Source organism: Micromonospora sp. (assembly GCF_048594385.1).
Taxonomy (GTDB): Bacteria; Actinomycetota; Actinomycetes; order Mycobacteriales; family Micromonosporaceae; genus Micromonospora; species Micromonospora wenchangensis.
Window position 1 is genome coordinate 1 of the sequence record NZ_JBMDWU010000049.1, and the last position, 17,961, is coordinate 17,961.

General features: G+C 73.4%; 15 protein-coding genes, 1 tRNA gene and 2 pseudogenes. 10 read left to right on the top strand and 8 right to left on the bottom strand.

The features are described 5' to 3' along the window. Positions 1–112 precede the first annotated feature (112 nt). Complete coding sequence (locus ACOJTC_RS02125; protein ID WP_420115522.1) at positions 113–1,066, bottom strand: ketopantoate reductase family protein; 954 nt, start codon at positions 1,064–1,066, stop codon at positions 113–115. Between the two features lie 78 nt (positions 1,067–1,144). On the opposite strand from ACOJTC_RS02125, the gene ACOJTC_RS02130 reads away from it, so the two are divergent. Beyond that, on the top strand, positions 1,145–1,714 hold the full coding sequence (locus ACOJTC_RS02130) for a TetR/AcrR family transcriptional regulator (protein WP_420115523.1): 570 nt from the start codon (positions 1,145–1,147) through the stop codon (positions 1,712–1,714). Between the two features lie 677 nt (positions 1,715–2,391). Then, a complete protein-coding gene (locus ACOJTC_RS02135) occupies positions 2,392–2,904 on the top strand; it encodes a hypothetical protein (RefSeq protein ID WP_420115524.1) in 513 nt (170 codons plus the stop codon). Between the two features lie 60 nt (positions 2,905–2,964). On the opposite strand, the gene ACOJTC_RS02140 is transcribed toward ACOJTC_RS02135, so the two are convergent. Next, positions 2,965–4,386, bottom strand: coding sequence for a hypothetical protein (locus ACOJTC_RS02140; protein WP_377687069.1), 1,422 nt, complete (start codon positions 4,384–4,386; stop codon positions 2,965–2,967). 202 nt (positions 4,387–4,588) lie between these two features. After that, positions 4,589–4,661, bottom strand: a tRNA-Arg gene (locus tag ACOJTC_RS02145). 151 nt (positions 4,662–4,812) lie between these two features. On the opposite strand from ACOJTC_RS02145, the gene ACOJTC_RS02150 reads away from it, so the two are divergent. Then, positions 4,813–5,541, top strand: a complete 729-nt coding sequence (locus ACOJTC_RS02150) for a hypothetical protein (protein ID WP_420115525.1) — start codon at positions 4,813–4,815, stop codon at positions 5,539–5,541. Between the two features lie 93 nt (positions 5,542–5,634). Here ACOJTC_RS02150 and ACOJTC_RS02155 read toward each other — a convergent pair whose 3' ends face one another. Together ACOJTC_RS02155 and ACOJTC_RS02160 are read right to left on the bottom strand one after the other, a co-directional pair. Continuing rightward, entirely contained in the window at positions 5,635–6,696 is a 1,062-nt protein-coding gene (locus ACOJTC_RS02155; RefSeq protein ID WP_420115526.1) for an alpha/beta hydrolase, read from the bottom strand. Positions 6,697–6,858: 162 nt separating this feature from the next. Then, on the bottom strand, positions 6,859–7,281 hold the full coding sequence (locus tag ACOJTC_RS02160; protein WP_204928057.1) for an HPF/RaiA family ribosome-associated protein: 423 nt from the start codon (positions 7,279–7,281) through the stop codon (positions 6,859–6,861). Between the two features lie 395 nt (positions 7,282–7,676). On the opposite strand from ACOJTC_RS02160, the gene ACOJTC_RS02165 reads away from it, so the two are divergent. The 3 genes and pseudogenes from ACOJTC_RS02165 (at position 7,677) to ACOJTC_RS02175 (ending at position 11,399) form a co-directional block, all read left to right on the top strand. Next, positions 7,677–8,567, top strand: a complete 891-nt coding sequence (locus ACOJTC_RS02165) for a single-stranded DNA-binding protein (RefSeq protein ID WP_420115527.1) — start codon at positions 7,677–7,679, stop codon at positions 8,565–8,567. A gap of 160 nt (positions 8,568–8,727) precedes the next feature. Beyond that, positions 8,728–9,705 (top strand): annotated as a pseudogene (locus ACOJTC_RS02170) (cobalamin biosynthesis protein); the annotation flags it as partial. A gap of 149 nt (positions 9,706–9,854) precedes the next feature. Beyond that, complete coding sequence (locus ACOJTC_RS02175) at positions 9,855–11,399, top strand: cobyric acid synthase (protein WP_420115528.1); 1,545 nt, start codon at positions 9,855–9,857, stop codon at positions 11,397–11,399. A gap of 135 nt (positions 11,400–11,534) precedes the next feature. On the opposite strand, the gene ACOJTC_RS02180 is transcribed toward ACOJTC_RS02175, so the two are convergent. Beyond that, positions 11,535–11,936, bottom strand: a complete 402-nt coding sequence (locus ACOJTC_RS02180; RefSeq protein WP_204928144.1) for a rhodanese-like domain-containing protein — start codon at positions 11,934–11,936, stop codon at positions 11,535–11,537. On the opposite strand from ACOJTC_RS02180, the pseudogene ACOJTC_RS02185 reads away from it, so the two are divergent. The 4 genes and pseudogenes from ACOJTC_RS02185 to ACOJTC_RS02200 form a co-directional block, all read left to right on the top strand. After that, positions 11,871–12,678, top strand: a pseudogene (locus ACOJTC_RS02185) (uridine kinase family protein); the annotation flags it as partial. The gene ACOJTC_RS02180 and the pseudogene ACOJTC_RS02185 overlap by 66 nt on opposite strands. 129 nt (positions 12,679–12,807) lie before the next feature. Then, complete coding sequence (locus ACOJTC_RS02190; RefSeq protein WP_357928129.1) at positions 12,808–14,160, top strand: dipeptidase; 1,353 nt, start codon at positions 12,808–12,810, stop codon at positions 14,158–14,160. A gap of 77 nt (positions 14,161–14,237) precedes the next feature. Continuing rightward, complete coding sequence (locus tag ACOJTC_RS02195; protein ID WP_088646578.1) at positions 14,238–14,444, top strand: hypothetical protein; 207 nt, start codon at positions 14,238–14,240, stop codon at positions 14,442–14,444. Between the two features lie 104 nt (positions 14,445–14,548). After that, a complete protein-coding gene (locus ACOJTC_RS02200; protein WP_420115529.1) occupies positions 14,549–16,141 on the top strand; it encodes an ATP-dependent DNA ligase in 1,593 nt (530 codons plus the stop codon). A 22-nt stretch (positions 16,142–16,163) separates the two neighbouring features. On the opposite strand, the gene ACOJTC_RS02205 is transcribed toward ACOJTC_RS02200, so the two are convergent. Then, a complete protein-coding gene (locus ACOJTC_RS02205) occupies positions 16,164–17,099 on the bottom strand; it encodes a hypothetical protein (RefSeq protein ID WP_420115530.1) in 936 nt (311 codons plus the stop codon). Positions 17,100–17,498: 399 nt separating this feature from the next. Beyond that, the coding region (locus tag ACOJTC_RS02210; RefSeq protein ID WP_420115531.1) for an SURF1 family protein at positions 17,499–17,961 on the bottom strand (463 nt) is incomplete at its 5' end.

Genomic DNA, 17,961 nt, shown 5'->3' on the forward strand with positions numbered 1-17,961 from the left:
TCGCCCGCTCTCCGGCCGCCGGCCGGCGGGCGGTGAGCGGGGTGCGGCGGGTGCGTGGCCCGAGCGCCGGCCGGCGGGCGGACGGGGTGCGGCCGGTGCCGGGTGACGGGAGTCAGGGCGTCGTCGTGGCGGCGAAGTAGGGCTCGGCGGCCTCCAGCCGGGGCACCCGCACGCCCAGCCGGCGGGCCTCCGCCAGGGTGTCGCGGCAGACCGCGCGCAGCTCCTCGGGGTTGGCGTGCGCTGCTGTCACCCGGCGCATCGGCGGGAAGCGGTTGATCAGCAGAGACATCGCCGGTGCCGCCAGCCAGGTGGGCGCGGTGAAGGGGAGTAGCTCGGCGCGGTGCCGCCGCAGGTCGACGCCGCGCGCCTCGATCAGCGGCAGTAGCTCGCGGGTGGCGAGGATCGCCTCGCGGAGGTCCCGGGTGGTCAGCCCGGACAGGGTGCCCCGCCGCAGGCTCTGGGTGTGCAGGCCGGCGTTCTGGGCGAAGTGGACCGACAGCCAGCCACGGAAGTCGGCGTTCTCCCGGACCCGGAACCCGGCCGCCCGGAACACTTGGCGCACGGCCTGCTCGCGCTCGGTGGGCGGCCGGTCGAGCGTGCCGAGGAAGACCACGGGCAGCAGGGACGCGCGCAGTACGCCGTCGTCGCCGAACCCGCCGCCGGCCCCGGGAAAGCCCCAGGCCACCTGGTCGACGGGCAGGTCGGCGGTCGCGGTCAGCGGCTCCACCCACAGGTTGTTGAAGACGAGCACCGTGGCTCCGCCCACCCGGGGCCCCAGGAAGGCCGCCGCCTCGGCGAAGTTGTAGTGCTGCACGCTCAGCACGATCAGGTCGAAGTCGTGGTCGGGCTCCAACGTCTCGCGGTAGCGCACCGGCCACGTCTCGACGACCCGCCGACCCCAGGGACGCCGCCGGGCGTCGAGCAGGTCGAGGTCGATCGTTTCCCCGTACGCCGCCGCCCGCCCCGGGCGGACGTAGAACTCCACGTGGTGGCCCGCCCGTTCCAGGGCCCATCCGTAGGTCGCGCTGATCACGCCCCGGCCGAACATCAAGATCTTCACGCGCACCTCAGGAGCTATAATCGGAGACCATCTCCACTTCCAAAATATGGAGACAGTCTCCACTTGTCAACGCGAGGCCCCCACATGACCGACCCCAAGCCGCTGCGCGCCGACGCCCGCCGCAACCGCGACGCCCTGCTCGCCAAGGCCCGCGAACTGTTCGCCGAGGGTCGCTACGACCTGCGCTTCGACGACTTCGCCAAGCTGGCCGGGGTCGGCGTCGGCACGCTCTACCGGCACTTCCCCACCCGGGAAGCCCTGGCCGAGGCGGTCTACCGGGAAGAACTCGCCGCCATGTGCGACCGGGCCCGCGAGGCGCAGACCACCCTGCCCGCCGACGAGGCGCTGGAGTCGTTCCTGCGGGGATTCGTGGCCCACCTGCACGACCACGAGGGCCTCGCCCGCACCCTGTCCACACTGATGGCCGCCCGCTCGGGTGCGCTGGCCGAGGGCGCCGAGGCCCTCGGCCGGGCCGTCACCGACCTGCTGGCCGCCGCCGTGCGGGCCGGGAAGATCCGCGACGACGTGGGAGCCGGCGCGGTCATGATGGCCCTGCAGGGCATCTGCGCGGCCTTCGGCCACCCGGCCTACCGGCCCGACGCGGACGGGGTGATCACCCTCGTCCTCGCCGGACTGCGCCGACCGGCGCGCTGAGTACCGGCCGGGCCGGGTCCGGGGAAATCGTCGCGTTGGCGTTGACCTCCGCCATGCTCGCGATGTCGATGTTCAACCTGTCGGATCGCCCAGCTCCAAGGCGACCGACAAGGCAGCGGTGCCGGCTCTGTGGGCGACGGCGAAACTGCCGCACCGGGTCCCGCTGACTGCTGCCACTGTGGGCAGGTGCCGTGGGTGATTGCGACCGATGGCCCTACCGGGTAGCGGAGAGATCAACGAATGCCGGAGCTTCGTGGCAATTGGTCGATCAACCCGCGATCGGCACCGCCACGCGAGAACCTGCGGCTCCCGCCCGACCGGTAGGGATGGCCGATATGTGATCAAGGTAGCCGTGGCAAGACGGGTCGAGGTATCTCTGCTGCCCGGGATGCTCAATGGGTTGCGGTAGTCGAGCTGTCGGCTTGCATCGATCCGGGACCATGTTGGCAGGTGTGAAGTCCGACGTGCGAACGGGGGTTTGTGGATCCCTTCTTCGGCTCGAAAGTGGGAGTCGGCTGTCCCTGACGCTGCTTCTGGCCAGCTGTCATGGGTGGCGGCGTTCCCTCGATATCGGCAACGGTCAGCCACTTTCTGCTCGGGGAGGCTTGCGGTATCTCGCTTGATGAAACCCCTTATGCTGCTTGGAAGCCTGGGAGTTTTGTATGCAATCGTCAGACGTGTTGGCGTTGGTGGCGATAGTGGTCTCGTTGCTGTCCGCCTTCTACGGCTACCGCCTGTCCCGACAGGCTCACCAGGTATCTACCTACTACGGTGCCATCAGTCTTTTCCGGGAGCTGGACAAGACTTTCGTGGACCACCCTGATCTTCGTCCGTACATCTATGACGGGATGCCCCTGGCTGATGATGATCCGAACCGCCACAGGGTCCAAGCTGTGGCGGAACTGGTCATAGACGCATTCGAGTGGATCTGGTATCGCCGGAAGAAGTTGAACGCAAAGGCCGAGGAGGGCTGGCGGGCGTACATCGTGGAGATCTTCTCTTCCAGCCCCGTCCTGCAGCAGCATTACGTCAAATACGAGTCCTGGTATCCAGGGATCACCCGCCTGATCGCCGAGCGATCAATCGTTCTGGGGCAATTCAGCGTGAGTGGGCCGGGTAGTGTGGTCGCGTGGCAGGACTGTGACCATGCCCGCAACGACGGTACGCATGATCCGGGCCGACGGGCGTGACCGCTCGTGCTGCCGGGCGGGGTACGGGCCGCTCGTGGCCGCCCATACCCCGCCGATGGCTCAGGTGTCGTAGCGGCAGGTGCCGCCGGTGTTCGCCGTGCAGTCGTTGAGCTGGAGGCTGTCCAGGTTGATGGCCTGGTTGCCGGTGGTGGACTGCGGCGGGACGTTCACGGTGATCCGCACGCTGGCGGCGTTCGCCGGGGCGGTGGCGGTCGTCCGGTACTCCAGCCAGTTGCTGGCGAGCGTGTCGGTCGCTCCGGTGCTGGTCGACAGCAGGGTGCCACCCGAGTTGTACCAGGCGAGCTGGAGCTGCGTGTTCACCGCCGTGCCGCTGCGCAACCGGGTGAACAACTTGTACGTCCGGCCGGCGGTGACCGTCGCCCGGTTCGTCAGCGAGATCGACGACGTGTTGGACGGCCCGGTGTACGTGTTGAGCTGGACCGACCGGCGACCGTCGAAGTAGGTGCAGGAGTTCGTCGAGATGCCGCAGGCGGGCGTCACCTGGTGCCAGCCGCCCGACGTGGTGAACGTCGACGTACTGCTGCTCGGGGTGGCGGCCTCGACCGTACGCTGCTCGGCGGTGAGCAGGTCGTTGTTCGCGCCCACGTCGCAGCAGACCGGGGCGGTCAGCATCGGGTGGTTCGCGACGTTCACCTTCGCCGTCGACGGGCTCGGGTCGATGTAGAAGCTGGCCGACAGCTCACTCGGGTCGTAGTAGCTGCGGAACCCCGGATCGGTGTTCCAGTTGTCCCACCAGCCGTACATGATGTCCGGCACGTAGGAGGCCCCCGTCTCGGCCATCCAGGCATGCCCCGCGCCGAGCACGTGCAGCAACTCGTGCCCGGCCACACCAGTCGTCCACGACTCGGTCACCGCCGAGCAGTGCACGCCGCTGGAGTTCCCGCCGGACGGGCACTGGTAGGCGTCGGAGTTCGACGCGAAATCGGTGAAGACCAGGTAGATCCGGTTGCTGTCCTGGTATCCGGCGGAGATCAGGTCACTGCGGACGGTGCTGGCGGGGGTGTTCGGGTTCGCCCCGGCGTCGATCTTCTCGGGCACGACCAGGGACCGGGCGTAGCCGGCGTACGTGCTGGTGTCGTAGCCCGTACGGCAGCTGAAGTTGTAGTGCTGGTCGTAGTTGGTCGACTCGTCGAGCGCCCAGTCGATCCGGTCCACCACCTTGGCGATGTACTCGACGTTGGCCTCGTAGTTGTTGCCGACGCCGTCGTGCCAGGCGTAGATCACCTGGACGGCGGGGGTCGCGCCGGTCGGTGCGGCCGGGTTGGCGACGGTGGACTGGCAGCCGCGCTTGGGCACCGTGGGCATGCTCGGCTGCGCGTACGGCTGGGCCGGCTCGGTGCCGGGCCCCCAGGCCAGGGCGGCGGTCGGGGCGGAGAGCACCGCGAGAGCGGTGGCCAGGGTGGCGGCGGCGACGGCGGTCAGGGTGCGCGGTCGTCGGGTCCGGAACGGGGACCGGGGCAAGGATGCTCCTCGGTTGGTGGTGGACACCGCCGGTTGACGGTGCGTGTCCATCCAAACGAGCTGCGTGACATTCATCAATGTTGATGGATGGTGAAGAAGGTCTCTCCCAGGACCTGGATAAACGCTTGCCCTGCGACGAGTAACCTGTAGTGACCGATCCGTCACCTGTGGTGGGGTGGGTTGGTGTGGAGGTCGGCGTGGGTGCGCCCGGCAGGATTCGAACCTGCGGCCTTGGGATTAGAAGTCCCCTGCTCTATCCGCTGAGCTACGGGCGCGCGGCGTACGTGTCGCGCCAAGAGGGTACCGCCGACCCCCCGCCGTACGGCGGAACGGGTCGCATCCGGACACGCGTGATCAGCGTCGCACGGCACCCCCGATCCGGGCACCCCTCTTCCGCCCGGCGCGGCGGGCCGTACCCTCGGGTCCGTGCTGCTGGAACCCGACGCCGAAGACGAGGTCGCCTACGAGCTGTGCCAGCTCCTGGGCCGTGCCATCCTGCCGGTCGACACGGCCGGCGACCCGGGTACCGCCTTCTTCCTCGGCCATCCGGCCGGCGAGTTCCTGCTCACCGCCGACGTGGTCGCCGGGCAGGCGCAGCGGCTCGGCCTGCGGTCCAGTGTCACCGAGCCGGCCGGCGTGGCGGGCGCGTCGCTGCCGCTGGCGGATCTGCCGGCGGGTTGGAACCGGGACGCGCGGCTCGGCGTGGCGGCCCTGCCCACCGGCGAGCTGCACGGGTACGCCGCCGGGCAGGGCTGGCGGTGGCGGGTGCAGCCGGTGCCCGCCGCGGTCGCCGTGACGGCGGACGATCTCGACGCGTTGGGTGCCGGGCCGGTCACCGCGATCGTGCTGGCCCTCGGCGTCGGCGGCGACGGCAGCCGACCGCTGGAGGTCGCCGTCGAGCGGGCCGTCCGCGACGGCGACCGGCTGCGGATCACCGCCGCGCTCCCCGCCGGCTACGTCGGCGCTCCCGTCTTCGGGGTACGTTCCGACGCCGCCGGGGAGGTCGGCCTGCGCTGCCTCGGCGTGCTCCTACCCGCCGACGAAGCGCCCGCCGACGACGCGCCCAACGGCGAAGCGTACAGCGGCGAAGCGTCCGGAGGCGGCCACCCGGTGGCGACGCTCGACCGCGTGCTCGCCGCCCTGCCCACCTCCTGACCGCCCCTCCGCCTCCCGACCACCGCCCGCCCTGCCTGTCCAGGCGGCTTGATCGACTCAAGTGGGCCGATGTGGTGCTATCCCGCCTGCCGGTTACCGCTGCATCGGCTCAGATGAGTCGATCATCGACCCGGAGGAGGCCCCGGGCTCGGGTCCGGAGGAGGTAGCGGGCGCGGCCGGGGGCCGATCGGCGTCCGGCAGGGTCGGGCCGGCATCGAGGAACGCGTCGGCCCACCGACCGACCTCGGCGAAGACCCGTTCGCGTACGGCGGGGCCGGAGAGGACCAGGTCGTGCTTGCCGCCGTCGAAGCGGGCCACGGTCACGTGCCGGCCGAGCCGGGGCGCCCAGCGGACCATGTGCTCCACGTCCAGCACCGCGTCGGCCAGGGCCGCCGAGTCGTGCCAACGGGTGCCCCGGAAACTCCGGGTCGAGCAGGCCACCAGCACGGGGACGGGAATGTCCAGCCCGGCGCGGAGCTGCCGTTGGGCGGCGCGGATGGCGGTCAGCCAGCCGGCCCGGACGGGGAACCCGGCGAGCGGCTTCCAGGCCAGGTCGTACGTCCACTCGCCGCGATGGTCGGCGTGCAGGCTCTCGCCGTACACGGTGCCCAGGCCGAAGGGGAGGATGCGGTGCGGCGCGCGACGGCCCAGCCGGGAGACGGCGGCCGCGAGGGGTCGACGGACCAGCCAGGGGGCGTTGAGGTCGAAGAAGGGGCTGTTCAGGACGAGCCCGTCGACCGCTGCGGCGTCGCGGCGGGCGTGTGCCCACAGCGAGATGATCAGGCCGCCGGTGGAGTGGCCCATGGCGAGCAGGGTGTCGTGCCCGTCCTCGTCGCGGATGATCTTCGCGGCGGCGTCCAGTTCGGGGAAGTAGTCGCTCAGGTCGCGGCAGAAGTTCGGGGTCTGGTGGGGTAGCAGACTACGGCCGTACTTGCGCAGGTCGAGGGCGTAGAAGTCCCAGCCGCGCTCGGCGTAGAAGTCGGCCAGGTGGGTCTGGAAGAAGTAGTCGACGAAGCCGTGCACGTAGAGCACCGCCCGGCCGGTCGGGCGGTCGGCGCGCCGCCGGACCAGGGTCGCGACCACCGGACCCTCGTCGTCGGTGCCCAGGTCGATCGTCTGCCGCTCGTACGGCGGCCCCAGCACGTCCTGTTCCACGACCGCGACGCTACGCCCGCAGGCTACCCGGCGGTAGCCCCGGGTCGGACGTCGTGGTGGACGGCGTCGGCGCAGCCCGCTCAACCGCTGCCCGGACGCTGGCGGGCAGCCCGAGCCGGGCCGTTCCCTTCTGGCGGGAGAGGGGAACGGCCCGGTGTCCGGTCAGGCGGTCTCGGCGTCCACCCGGTCGAGGTTCCCGTCGGCGTCGAGATCCGGCGCCGGGGTGGGCTGGGCCATCTCCCGGATGTGCTTGTTGTGCCGGGGCTCCTGCCTGGTCTTGGCGTCGTTGAGCTTGCGGCGCAGGTCGTCCCGGGCGTCGTTGAGGGCGGCCCGCAGGTCCTCCTCGCTCGACGTGGTGACGATCTTCTGCCGGCCGGCGATCCAGCACTCCAGGGTGACCTTCTGCCCGCGCGCCTCCCGGTCCTTGACCGACACCTCCAGCTCGGTGGCGTCGGCGTGGAAGGCGGCCAGCCGGGCGTCCAGGGTGCCGAACTGCTCGACGATCCAGTTCCGGTCGCCCTGGGAGAAGCCCGCGCCCATCCGCAGGCACTCGGCCACGGTCGCCGGGTTCGCCACCGCGCTCATCGCCGCACCTCCCGCTCGGTGCGGACGGAGCCGGTCGTACGCAACGGGGTCCGAATCATCAGCGTTGCCTTTCTCGTCGGACGTCGTGCCTGGTGGTGCCTGGGTGATCAACTCTTTACCCAGCAGGGGTCGACCTCACTCCGGGTGACGCCACCTTCCCCTGTCGTCGTGACCCGAGGGGTGGGATCGGCTCCGCCCCCTGATCCTCGTCCCGGCCGGTCGGGCCATCCCAGGGCCTGATGGCCTAGCACACCGGGACCTTGATCAGGTGGTCGTCCACAGGCGCTCCGGTTGTCCACAGGACGGGGTCGGGGCCTCGCGTCGCCGTGTCGTACCGGCCAGGCTCGGTCCCGAGTCGACTCGCCACCGCATCCACAGGCCCCTGGGAGGGGACGATGTTCGATACCTACGTCACGATCGTCGGCAACGTGCTGACCGCGCCGGAATGGCGTCGTACGGCGCAGAGCAACACCCTGGTCGCCAACTTCAAGGTGGCCTCGACCGCCCGCCGCCTCAACCGGGACAGCGGTCGGTGGGTGGACGGCAACAGTCTGCGCGTCCGGGTCAACTGCTGGCGCAAGCTGGCCGAGGGGGTGGCCGCCTCGGTCATGGTCGGCGACCCGGTGGTGGTCGCGGGACGGCTCTACACCCGTGACTGGACCGACGACGCCGGCAACCACCGGGTGCTCTACGAGTTGGAGGCGGTCGCGGTCGGGCACGACCTGTCCCGGGGCCGGTCCCGCTTCCTGCGCAACCGGCCGAGCATGGCCACCAGCACGGTGGAGGACGCGGCGGCCGCCCAGCGGGTGCACGGCGAGCCGACCGAGCCGGTGCCGGCCGACCAGGTGCCCGCCGCGCCGGACGACCGCCCCCTCGACGACGACTTCGACCTGTCCGGATTCGGTCTCCCGCGCGCCGGCCACGACCTGCCGGGCAGCGGGTACGTCCCGCCGGCCGACCCGTTCGACGACGAACCCGACGACGACCTGGCCCCGCTGCCCGACGACGAACCGGCGATGCGCTCCGGCGGCGGGGACCGGCCGGGCGACGAGGGCGGCCCAGGCGACGGGGGCGGTCCGAGTGGTGAGGGCGGTCCGGGCGGTGAGGACGGTCTGGGCGGTGAGGGCGGTCCGGGCGGCGGGAACCGGCCGGAGGGGGAGAACGGCCCCGGCGACGAGGGGCCGGCCGGTGCGCAGGGCACGGTCGTCCCGACCCCGGGCGAGGTGGCCCTCGGTCCGGCGGGCCGGGGCCGGCGTGGCCGGGGGCGGGTGCCGGTTCCGGCCTGAGAAACACCCACGGGTGCCCGCACCGGGTGTGGGCGTGCCCCGGAACCCGTGCCGGGGAAGGGGCACGGGTTCCGGTTCGTACGGAACGGGGGGCGGGGTGGCGACGGCGACGTGGTCACCCCGCCGTACGACTAGGCTGGCCGGCCGGAGGTGGTGACGGGTGGGGCGACGCACGGCGACGGCGGACACGGTCGGGCTGGTGGCCGGGTACGCGCTGGACAGCCTGCTCGGCGATCCTCGGCGTTGGCATCCGGTGGCCGGCTTCGGCCGGGCCGCAGGTGCCCTGGAACGGCGGGTCTACCGCGCCGACCGCCGGGCGGGGGTGCTCTTCACCGCCGTCGCGGTGGGCGGGCCGGTGCTGCTCGGGGCGGCAGTCAGCCGGGCCACCCGGCGTCACCCGGTGGCCCGCGCCCTGGCCGTGGCCGCCGGCACCTGGACGGTGCTCGGCGGGCGGACCCTGCGTCACGAGGCGACCGTGATGGGCACGGCCCTGCGCGCCGGTGACCTGCCGGCGGCCCGGCACCGGCTCGGACACCTCTGCGGTCGGGACCCGTCCCGGCTCGACGAGGGCGAGCTGGCCCGCGCCACCGTCGAGTCGGTGGCCGAGAACACCTCCGACGCCGTCGTCGCGCCGCTGGTCTGGGGCGCCCTCGCCGGGCTGCCCGGCCTGCTCGGCTACCGGGCGGCCAACACCCTCGACGCGATGGTCGGGCACCGGTCACCGCGCTACGCCCGGTTCGGCACCCCGGCCGCCCGGCTCGACGACCTGCTCAACCTGGTGCCGGCCCGACTGACCGGGCTGCTCACCGTGGCCGCCGCGTCCACCGTGCACGGCGACCGGGAGCGGGCCTGGCAGGTCTGGCGTCGGGACCGCAACGACCACCCCAGCCCCAACGCCGGGCAGTGCGAGGCGGCCATGGCCGGTGCGCTGGGCGTCCGGCTCGGCGGCCGGAACGTCTACTTCGGGCGGTCCGAGGTGCGACCGTTCCTCGGCGACGGCCCACGCCCCGAGGCCCGGCACCTGAAGCGGGCCGCCCGGCTCTCCGGCACGGTCGGGCTGGCCGCCCTCGCGCTGGCTGCCACCTGGCCGACGACCGGGGGTCGGCTGGTCGCCGCCGCCGGTGGCGCGCTGTGGGGTCGCCCGCTGCGTCGGCTCACCGGATGGTCGGCAGCGGCGGTCGGGCGTGGTCGGGCCGCCGGGGTGCGGCGGCCCGCGTGGGCCTCCGGGGCGTCCGGGGCCGTCGGCGTACCGGCCGTGGCCGGGGTCGACGACCGGGGGCGTGGGCGGTGAGCGGCGGGCTGCTCGTCGCGGGCACCACCTCCGACGCGGGCAAGAGTGTGCTCACCGCCGGCATCTGCCGGTGGCTGCACCGGGCCGGCGTCGCCGTGGCCCCCTTCAAGGCACAGAACATGTCCAACAACTCCGCCGTGGTGGTCGGCCCGGACGGGCGGGGCGGCGAGATCGGGCGGGCCCAGGCGATGCAGGCCGCCGCCTGCGGGCTTGTTCCCGACCTGCGGTTCAACCCGGTGCTGCTCAAGCCCGGCAGTGACCTGGCCAGTCAGGTGGTGCTGCTCGGCGAGGCCGTCGACACGGTCACCGCCGGCAACTTCCGGGCCCTGCGTCCGAAACTCGCCGAGACGGCGTACGCGGCCCTGGCCGAGCTGCGGACGACCTACGACGTGGTGATCTGCGAGGGCGCGGGCAGCCCCGCCGAGATCAACCTGCGGGCCGGCGACTACGTCAACATGGGGCTGGCCCGGCACGCCGGTCTCCCCACGATCGTGGTCGGCGACATCGACCGGGGCGGCGTGTTCGCCTCGATGTTCGGCACGGTGGCCCTGCTCGACCCCGCCGACCAGGCGCTGATCGCCGGCTTCGTGATCAACAAGTTCCGGGGTGATCTCGGCCTGCTCCGACCCGGGCTCGACATGCTGCACCGGGTGACCGGCCGGCCCACCTACGGGGTGCTGCCCTGGCACCTCGACCTGTGGCTCGACGCGGAGGACTCGCTCGCCTACGGCCGGGTGCTCGGCCGGCCCGCCGCCCCGCACGGCACCGACTGGCTCGACATCGCCGTGGTCCGACTGCCCCGGATCAGCAACGCCACCGACGTGGAGGCCCTCGCCACCGAGCCGGGCGTCCGGGTCCGGCTCACCGTCGAGCCCGCCGAGCTGGCCGCCGCCGACCTGGTCGTCCTGCCCGGCTCGAAGTCCACCGTCGCCGACCTGGCCTGGCTGCGGGAGACCGGGCTCGCCGAGGCGGTCACCGCGCACGCCGCCGCCGGCCGGCCGCTACTGGGCATCTGCGGCGGCTTCCAGATGCTGGCCACCGCCATCCACGATCCGGTGGAGAGCCGCCGGGGCAGCGTCCCCGGGCTGGGCCTGCTCCCCATCGAGATCACCTTCGACCCGGTCAAGACCGTCCGCCCCGCCGTCGGCACCGCCGTGCCGGACGTCCCGGTACGCGGCTACGAGATTCACCACGGGTACGTCTCCACCGCCGACGCGGACCTGCCGCCGCTGCTGCACCACGCCGACGGCCGGCCCGAGGGCGCGCGGCTCGGCGCGGTGCACGGCACCCACTGGCACGGCGCGTTCGAGTCCGACGAGTTCCGCCGTCGGTTCCTGACCGAGGTGGCCCGGTCGGCCGGCCGGCACGGCTTCACGGTCGCACCGGGCACCAGTTTCGACGCCGCCCGCGAACGCTCCCTCGACCTGCTCGGCGACCTGGTCGAGGAACACCTCGACACCGCCGCGCTGTGGCGGCTCATCGAGAGCGGCGCTCCCGCCGACCTGCCGTTCATCCCACCCGGCGCACCACCCACGAGCTGACCATCCCGCCCGCACCGGCCGGACACCCGGTCAGTGCCCGCAGCGGTTGGGCCGCGGCCCCGTGCCCGCATCGGCCGGGCAGCCGGTCCGGGGCCAGGCAGGTCGGTCGGGCCGTCGTCGTACCGGGGCCGGTCGTCAGCGGCGCACGTCGGCGGGCTGGTCGGACAGCGGCAACCCGGCCTCCAGCCACCCCTGCACGCCGCCGGTCATGTCGGTGGCGTTGCGCAGGCCCAACGCCTGCAGGCTCGCCGCCGCCAGGCTGGAGCTGTAACCGTGCCGGCAGGCCACCACGATCTCCCGGTCGTAGCCGGTCGCCTCGGGGATACGCCACTCGCTGGCCGGGTCCAGCCGCCACTCCAGCACCGTCCGGTCGATGACGATCGCGCCGGGCAGGTCCCCCTGCTCCCGGCGTTGCCCCTCGGTACGCGTGTCGACCAGCAGCGCACCCGCCCGTACCGCCTCGACCGTCTGGTGAGGACTCAACCGGCGCAGCCCGGCCCGGGCCTGTTCCAGCAGAGCGTCCACGCCGGGACTCATCACGTCATTGAGCACGTCCAGATCATGCCCCGGCGCCCACCGCGCCGCCCGACGAACCTCACTCCCCACGGCGGAACCAGGCTCACGGGGGACACCCACTAGCGTCACCTGTGTGACGGTGGCGCTGGTCGAGGCGTACGCGACGCTGGCCCGGCGGGTGCTCGCCGGGCCGGCGCGGTTGGGGCGTACCCGACTGGTGGCCGTCGACGGACCCAGCGGCGCGGGCAAGAGCGTCTTCACCGCGCGCCTCGCGGACGCCCTGGCCGGCCTGCCCGACGGCGGACGGCCACCGGTGGTGCACACCGACGACCTGCTCGACGGCTGGGACGACCAGTTCACCTTCTGGACCCGGCTGGAGGAACGGGTGCTCACCCCGCTGCGGGACGGGCGACCGGGTTCCTACCGGCGGTACAGCTGGGGGCGCCGGGCGTTCCTGCCCCGCGAGGTGCCGGTGCCGGTCGCGCCGGTGCTGCTGCTGGAGGGGGTGAGCGCCGCGCGGGCGGCGATCCGCCCGGAGCTGACCCTGTCGGTGCAGGTCACCGCGCCGGGTCCGGTGCGGTTGCGGCGCGCGCTGGACCGCGACGGCGCGCACCTGCTGGCGGAGCTGCGGCGCTGGCACGCGGGGGAGGAGGCCCACTTCGCCGTCGACCGGACCGCCGACGCGGTCGACCTGGTGGTCGACGGCGCGCCGACCCTGCCGCACGACCCGGACCACTACTACGTCCGTCGCCCGACTCCCGCCGGTGCTCCCGGCCCGGCCGTCGGGCCGGCGGCTGCGGTCGGTCGCCGGCCCGGCCCGACCGCGGGTTCCGGCTCGCCGGGTGGCTCGCGGTAAGGCCGGCATACGATGCCGGTCATGACCTCACCGATCATGTCCGAGTCCGAGGTACGGGCCGCCGTCGCGCGGGAACTGCCCGGGGTCCGTGCCGACCTGGAACGTCTCGTCCGCATCCCCGGCATCGCGTTCGAGGGGTTCGACCACTCGCACGTCGAGCGCTCCGCCGAGGCGGTCGCCGAGTTGCTGCGCGGCTGCGGTCTCGACGTGCGGATCGTGCGGTCGGGCGGTCAGCCCGCCGTGATCGGGACGAAGGCCGCCCCGCCCGGCGCACCCACCGTGCTCATGTACGCCCACCACGACGTGCAGCCCGTCGGCGACCTGTCGCTGTGGGAGTCCGAGCCGTTCGAGCCGGTCGAGCGGGACGGCCGTCTCTACGGGCGCGGCGCGGCCGACGACAAGGCCGGCATCATGGCGCACGTCGCCGCCCTGCGCGCCTTCGGCGACCAGCTCCCGGTCGGCGTGGTGCTGTTCATCGAGGGCGAGGAGGAGTACGGCTCGGACTCGCTGGAGCGGCTGCTCGCCGAGCACCGCGAGGAGATCGCCTCGGACGTCATCGTGATCGCCGACTCCACCAACTGGGACGTGGGCGTGCCGGCGCTGACCACCTCGCTGCGCGGCGTGGTGAACCTGTTCGTCGAGCTGCGCACCCTGGACCACGCGGTGCACAGCGGCATGTTCGGTGGGGCCGTGCCGGACGCGTTGACCGCGCTGGTCCGCCTGCTGGCGACCCTGCACGACGACGCCGGGGACGTGGCCGTCGAGGGCCTGACCGGCCGGGCGGGGGCCGCCGTCGACTACCCGGAGGACCGGTTCCGGGCCGAGGCCGGGCTGGTCGAGGGGGTCGCGCTGATCGGCACCGGCCGGATCACCGAGCGGCTCTGGACCCGACCGGCGGTGGCGGTGCTCGGCATCGACGCGCCGGCCACCGGCGAGGCGCCCAACGCGCTGGTCCCGGCGGCGAAGGCCAAGCTGAGCGTACGGCTGGCGCCGGGCGACGACCCCAAGCGGGCGTACGACGCGGTGCGTACCCACCTGGAGCGGCACGCGCCGTGGGGTGCCCGGGTGACGGTGACCCTGGAGCACGACGGCGACCCGTGTGTCATCGACGCGTCGGGGCCGATGTTCGACGCCGCCCGAGCCGCCTTCCGGGCCGCCTGGGACGGCACCGAGCCGGTGGACATCGGCGTCGGGGGTTCGATCCCGTTCATCGCCACCTTCCAGGAGATGTTCCCGCAGGCGGCGATCCTGGTGACCGGGGTGGAGGACCCGCACGCGCGGGCACACGGCCCCAACGAGAGCCTGCACCTCGGCGAGTTCGCCCGGGTCTGCCTGGCCGAGGCGTTGCTGCTGGCGAACGTGGCCGGGCAGGGGCGACGGGCCGGTTAGGTCGCGGAACCATAACGTCGGGGTCGATGTCGCGGTTTGCGGCGTGTCGTTCGCGCACCTGGTATAGCCTTTCGAACATGCGTACGAACGACGTGATGACGCGGCTGGAAGCCGCCGTGAGCGCTCTGGGGGACGTCGACGTCTCCGCGTGGCCCGAGGACACGCTCAAGGAACAGCTCGGCGAGCTCTCGGCCGTGCTGGTCGCCCTGGACGGCGTGCTGTCCCGGGTCGCCGACGGCGTCCGCGCCCGTGGGCTGCGCATAGAGGAACCCGTCTCGGTCTGAGCCGTGGCACCGGGTGGTCACACCCGGTGCCACTGGGGAGGACGGCCGGATCGGGACGGCCCGGGTACGGCAATACCCGGGCGATGTCGGGGGTGGCTGGCAGGATGAGGTGCGTGCGGTTCCTCGACCTGGCAGCCACCTCCGCGGCCGTCGCGGCCACCACCGGCCGGCGGGCCAAGGTGGAGCTGCTGGCCGGCGCGCTGCGGGCGCTCGACCTGTCCGAGGTGTCGGTCGGCTCCGGCTACCTCGCCGGTGAGCTGCGTCAGCGGCAGACCGGCGTGGGCTGGGCCAGTCTGCGCGACCTGCCGCCGCCGGCCGCCGAGCCGACCCTGACCGTGACCGCCGTCGACGCGGCGATCGACGAGATCGCCGCCGTGCACGGACCGGGTTCCCAGGCCCGCCGCCGGCACCTGCTCGCCGCCCTCCTCGGTGCCGCCACCGTCGACGAGCAGCGGCTGCTGGTCGCACTCTTCCGTGGCGAGCTGCGTCAGGGCGCCCAGGCGGGCCTGCTCGCCGACGCCATCGCCAAGGCCGCCGAGGTCCCCGTGACGGCGGTCCGTCGCGCCCTGCTGCTCGCCGGTGACCTGCGGGCCGTCGCGCTGGCCGCCCGCACCGGTGGGGCCGCCGCGCTGGCCGGGTTCGGGCTCCAGGTGGGCCGCCCGCTCGCGCCGATGCTGGCCCAGAGCGCCCCCTCGGTCGACGCCGCGCTCCAGGCGACCGGGGTGCCGGCCGTGGTCGACGTCAAACTCGACGGCATCCGCATCCAGGTGCACCGCTCCGGCGACGACGTCGCGGTCTTCACCCGCAGCCTCGACGAGATCACCGCCCGGCTGCCCGGGGTGGTCGCCGCCGTACGCGCCCTGCCGGTCCGCGACGTGGTGCTCGACGGCGAGGCGATCGGGCTGGACACCGCCGGCCGCCCGCTGCCGTTCCCGCAGACCTCCAGCCGGGCGGCCCGGCGGGCCACCGCCACCGGGGTCACCTCCGCCAGCGGTGCGACCGGCGCGGCCGACGTGGCCCCGCTGGCCGAGGCGACCGCGCTCACGCCGTACTTCTTCGACCTGCTGCACCTCGACGGCGACGACCTGATCGACCTGCCGGGCCGGCAGCGGTGGGCCCGGCTCGCCGATGTGGTCGACGGGTCGTTGCTGGTCGATCGGGCCGAGGTGGCCGACCCCGAGCAGGCCGGTGCGGTGTTCGCCGCCGCGCTCGACGCCGGTCAGGAGGGGGTGGTGATCAAGTCGCCGGACGCGCCCTACGACGCCGGTCGACGGGGCACCGCCTGGGTCAAGGTCAAGCCCCGGCACACCCTCGACCTGGTCGTGCTGGCGGTCGAGTGGGGCAGCGGACGGCGGGAGGGGTGGCTGTCCAACCTCCACCTCGGTGCCCGGGACCCGCGCACCGGCGAGTTCGTCATGCTCGGCAAGACCTTCAAGGGCCTCACGGACGACCTGCTGCGCTGGCAGACCGAACGCTTCCTCGGGCTGGCCGTGGAGCGCGGGGACTGGGTGGTGCGGGTCCGCCCCGAGCAGGTGGTCGAGATCGCCTTCGACGGGGTGCTCGCGAGCACCCGCTATCCGGGCGGGGTGGCGCTCCGGTTCGCCCGGGTGCTGCGCTACCGCGACGACAAGTCGGCCGCCGAGGCGGACACCATCGACACGGTCCGGGCGCTGCACGCCGGGCGACCGACCGACTGAGCCACCCCGGCGGGACGATCGTTCAGAGCGTGGACAGCGAACGGGCGTAGTTGACCTGGTTGTTGATCTGCTGCACCTGCCCCTGGTCGACCACCGGGATACGGGCCACGTACTGGTGGCCGCCGCTGGTCACCGTCACCTGCACCATGCCGTGGTACCGGGTCTCCTTGATCAGCAGGAAGAGCAGGCTGAAGATGGTGAGGCAGAAGAAGCCGAGGATGGCGCAGACGATCGCCCAACTGGCGATCTTCTCCTCCCGCTGCCAGTGGTCGGTGACGTACCAGGTGGCACCGGCCAGGGGCATCGCGCCCGCCGGGGTGTGGATCACCGGCGGACTCACCATGATCTCGCCGATCTGCACCGCCGCCGCCTGCTGACCACCCGCCATCCCCGGCGGCGGGGTGAACTGCGGCGGGTACGGCCCCGGCTGGCCCATCGGCGCGGCGTACGGGTCGGCCCCGGCCGGTGCCGGGAACCCCGCCGGCGGCGTCGAGAACTGCGCCGGTGGTGCGGAGAAGTTCGCGGGCGGTGCGGAGAACTGTGCGGGCGGTGCGGAGAACTGCGCCGGTGGTGCGGAGAACTGCGCGGGCGGTGCCGAGAAGTTCGCGGGCGGTGCCGAGAACTGCGCCGGTGGTGCCGAGAACTGCGCGGGTGGTGCGGAGAACTGGGCCGGCGGTCCCGGGTACGGCTCGGCGGTCGACGGGGTGGAGGGGTCGACCGGTACCGCCGGGGGAGGTGTGGTCGGGAACGGGGCCGTGGGGGGCGTCTGCTGCGCCGGTGCCGGGGGGAACGCCGGCGGGGTCGCCGGGAAGGCCGCCGGGGGCGCGGGGAACGCCGTCGACGCCGGTGGCACGTCCGGCGACGGGGCCCAGGGATCGTAGGCGGGGCTCGCCTGCGTGGGCGGACCGGACGGGCCGGGCGGGTCGGACGGGTACGACGGGGCGGGGTCGGAGGTCACCACGACACCTCACGCGCGTTGGACATCCTGCGGACCATACAGCGTCCGGCGTCGCCCCGCGTTCCGGCGCGGAACCGGCCCGCAGCACGCCGGCCCGCCGAGGGTTCGCCCGGTGCCGCTCCCGCCAGCCCGTCTGCCCGGCCGGGCAGGTGCCTGTCGTGGGTCCTGTCGAGGTGATGACGACAACGAGTCACTGCCGACCGGGAGTGGTGGGCCGAGCCCGCGCGGTCCCGGCAGCACCGCCTGATGCCGTGACGTCATCAGCTCGAAAGGACGCGCACCCATGATGCGACGCTGACCCGGTACCCGCCCGCACCCGCTCGCCGCCCGGGGGTGCCAGGGCGGCGCGCACGGGCCAGCCGGGCCAGCCGGGCCAGGCAGGCCAGCCGGGCCGGGCGGTCAGGCGGAGGCGGCCGGTTCGGCGGCCCGGTCCACGGGAGGCTTCGGCGCGTCCAGGCCGGCGGCCCGTCGGGCCTCCCGCCGGGCCACCCAGCCGTAGCCGAAGAGCGTCATGGCGGCGAACAACCACCACTGGACGACGTAGCCGACGTTCTGCCAGTTGTTCGTGTGCCCGATCGGCACCGCCCGGAACGCCGGGTCGTTCGCCGGGGTCTGCTCGTCGAGCAGCAGGTACGCCCCGTGCAGCGGGTACGGCAGTTCCCGGGCCAGCTTGTCCACGGTCACCCGACGGGTCTCCAACCGGCCGTCGCGCCGGTCCACGCCGTTGCCGCCGCTCTCGGTGGGGTGCACCCGGCCGACGACGGTCACCTGACCGGTCGGCAGCGCCGGCACCTCGGGCATGGCCAGCGCGCCGCCGGGTGCCGGGGGGACCCAGCCCCGGTCGACCAGCACGGCCGTGTCG